Here is a 3,552-nt window from a genome sequence, read left to right on the forward strand (position 1 = left end):
TATTTTACTATATTTTACCATATTTTTCAAAAAAATGAAAGAAAAATAATAAAAATAGCTTAAAAAAATAAGTCAATGAAATAAAAAATAATCTAAAATAGATAAAATAAAATTAAAATTAAGATAAGATAAAATAAAAAAAGAAAAAAGAAGAAAGATTAATTAAAATCTTGATGGTATGCTTCTGTATCCTCTACTCCATTGGTCCAATGCTTATCGTTTGCAGTATCGATAGATTCATTATTACCATGTAGACGATCTATATGGTGAATACCATTTGCATCATCATATTCCCTGATATAATCAGCATCTTGACCAGACCAATAGTAACCTTCAGGTACATTGCTTGAAGAGCTTGATTGACTTGTACCGGTACTATCTAAAGTGGTACTGCCACTGGAATTAGTTGTAGCATTAACAGCACTTTGGTTAGCATCATTGAATGTTTCTGTAGTGTTTGTTTCTTCATTGTAATAATTATACCTAGCAGAAGCAATCATATGCTCCAATATCTCAGGATCTTTACAAATAATCAGGATATTGTCATGAGTGACATAGTTTCCAATAAATGCCATATAAGTACCATTCTCTTCATTGTGCCAAATGGTCTGATTTCCTAATGTTTCCTGGACTGAATTTGCAGCAAAATCATTTCGGATATACTCCAATTCAACAGCTGCAACCTGATTTCCTTCTTCACTATTGAAATACATCACAGTTAAATCATGTTTTGTATCATTTATAAGATGAATCCCACCATTAACTACTGTATTTATAGATTCATCACTTACTGGTACTTCAATACTAGATGTGTTTGTCAGTCCCACCCTAGTGTAATGAACTGATTCATCATAATTCAATAAGAACAATGAACAGCATAAAACTACAGCAACAACTAGCAAAACCAATAATACACGTCTTAAATCCACATAAACCTCCCCATTAACTAATTTTTTTAAAACTAGTAATAATTTAGTTTATTATAATTATTAATTTAATTTAAATTATTTATAAACTTAACTTAAAAAATAGCTAAAATTAGGGTAGAAATAAATAAAAATAAGGTAAAAATAGATAAAAATAAGGTAAAAAATGATAATAATAAGATAAAAATTGTAAAAATAATTAAAAATAATTAAAAAATAGAATAAGAAAAAGAAAAATAGAAAAAATAGATAAAATCTAAGAAGACCTATCTATTACGAAATCTGCTAAAGCAATTAACATGCTTTTGGCTTCACTGTCAGGCAATATTTCAAGTACTTTCTTAGCACCATCAATGTTTTCTAAAGCGAGATTGTGAGCATATTCAATGGAGCCATATTTATTGAATAAATCAATAGCTTCATCAATATTAGCTTGTGAAGAATTCTCTTCTTTTAAGATTTCAAGCAATCTATCATGGTCTTCACCTTCAGATTCAGCCAATGCCTTTACAACCATAAGGGTCATTTTACCTTTGGCAATGTCACTTCCTACAGGTTTACCGAGATCCTTTTCATCACTGACTACATCCAAATAGTCATCTTGGATTTGGAAAGCGGTACCGATCATACGGCCATACTCGTATAATGCGTTGACAGTTTCGTCTTCTGCACCACCCATAATAGCTCCTGCTTTGGTTGCTGCAGCAATGAGTGCACCAGTTTTCTTAAAGATCATTTCAGAGTACTCATCTTCCTTGACATCGAAGTTTCCTTCAAAGCTCATGTCGGAAGCTTGACCTTCACAGATCTTTACACATGCATCTGCTACGGTAGCCAATGCATTTGCAACGTTTTCAGGATGAGCATCTTCTTCCTTGGATGAAATTACCATTTCAAATGCTTTTGAAAAGAGTGTATCTCCTGCCAAAATAGCTACAGGTTCATCCCATACCTTATGTACGGAAGGCATTCCTCTTCTCATATCGTCATCATCCATGATATCGTCATGAATAAGTGAAAAAGTATGAATAAGCTCTAAAGCAGCAGCAGTCTTAAGTGCATCTTCTTTTTTTCCTCCAACCGCTTCTGCAGAAATTAAAGTAAGTGCTGGCCTGAGCATTTTACCGCCAGCTCTGGTTAAATAAATACAAGCGTCCTGTAAATTCTGTGGTTCAATAGAACTAAGATTTTCTTCAATTGTTTTTACAACATCTTGAGAATATTGTTTTAAGACATCAGTAACATCAGACATAATTATTCCTCTAAACTAATATATATTAAAACTTGATTAAATACTTAATTGCAATTTAATGAATAATAATTAATTTTTATTAAGAATCTCATTTGAAATAAAGCCAAATAGTTAAATAAATTAACTAATGGCCATTAAAGACTTGTGCTTGAGCATTTCTTAAAATGTGAATATTGTTTCCTATTCTGTATCCTTCCTCTTCTGCAAGTTCTCCATAAGCAACCAACATTTCCAACTCACCGTGGGCCGGTATGATGTGCTTAGGCTTAAGCATTCTTAGGAAATCCCTGTGGTCTTCACGACCTGCGTGTCCTGAAACGTGTGCATTTGCATAAATCCTTGCACCATTGGATTTCAATTTAGACTCAAGGATATGCCTATTTGCAGCATTGGTTGGATTTGGAATGATAGGTGCGGAGAAAATTACATTATCCCCTCTCTTGACATTGAATGGGGTTCTTCCACTTGCAATTCTTGGAAGCAATGCATCAGGTTCACCTTGGTGACCAGTGGTTACAAGCAAGAACTTATCCCTATCGTCTTCAGCTTTCATAAGTGCCTTGTTTACAGCTTTTGGAGATCCATAAACATAAGCGTTTGAAGGCAATTTCAAGATTCCCAAGTTTTGTGCTATGCCACAGAACCTTTCCATAGAACGTCCTAATAAGAGAATTTCCCTATCACTGTCCTTTGCAATGTCCGCAATGGTTTGAATCCTTTCGATATGTGATGAGAAAGTAGTGACAATCATACCTTCTTTTGCATTTAGAGGTTCTCTCATCAAGTCCTCCAAGATGATTCTTGCTACCTTTTCAGAGTAGGTTCTTGTCTCGGTGTAATTGATTGCATTGGTAGTCTCTACGATAAGAGCCAATACTCCTTTTCTACCTAATTCCCTAAGCCTGTTGTAATCAGGCGGTGGAGAGACCTTTTGGTGATTGTCAAACTTAAAGTCCAATGCATAAACGATTATTCCTTCATTTGTGTGCAATACAGGGAACACAGCTTGAGGAATACTGTGGGTGGACTGTACAAATTCCAAAGTGATGTCCTTGGACAACTTGATCTTGCTTCCAGGGTTAAGTGGTCTTATTGGATTGTTTACCTTGAATTTACGTTCTCCCTGGATGGTTTTCTCGATTAATGCTAGTGTATATGGACTTGCAATAATTGGTGCCTCATATCTGTGTGCCAGTTTTGCGATTGCACCTATGTGGTCCAGGTGACCGTGCGTACATACGATTGCACGTACCTTTCCGTCTACGTCACGCATCAGTGTATCATCGGGGATTACTCCTCTTTCAATTAAATCCAAACTGTGCATTCTTGCTATATCAGTATCTTCATGTATGTGTAATCTGTCTAGGTGTATAC

General features: G+C 34.8%; 3 protein-coding genes. All 3 read right to left on the reverse strand.

What is annotated here, in order from left to right; all coding sequences use genetic code 11:
- Positions 1 to 158 precede the first annotated feature (158 nt).
- Complete coding sequence (locus ACKI67_RS02140; RefSeq protein ID WP_407461751.1) at positions 159 to 929, reverse strand: hypothetical protein; 771 nt, start codon at positions 927 to 929, stop codon at positions 159 to 161.
- Positions 930 to 1,182: 253 nt separating this feature from the next.
- Positions 1,183 to 2,178, reverse strand: coding sequence for a short chain isoprenyl diphosphate synthase IdsA (gene idsA, locus ACKI67_RS02145; protein ID WP_407461752.1), 996 nt, complete (start codon positions 2,176 to 2,178; stop codon positions 1,183 to 1,185).
- 124 nt (positions 2,179 to 2,302) lie between these two features.
- Positions 2,303 to 3,552: RNase J family beta-CASP ribonuclease (locus ACKI67_RS02150; RefSeq protein WP_407461753.1), on the reverse strand; the 1,250-nt coding region annotated here is incomplete at its 5' end.

It is taken from the genome of Methanobrevibacter sp. (assembly GCF_045577275.1).
Taxonomy (GTDB): Archaea; Methanobacteriota; Methanobacteria; order Methanobacteriales; family Methanobacteriaceae; genus Methanobrevibacter.

Coding starts and splice junctions, on each gene's coding strand:
- idsA (WP_407461752.1), bottom strand. CDS start 2,178: ATGTCTGATGTTACTGATGTCTTAAAACAATATTCTCAAGATGTTGTA.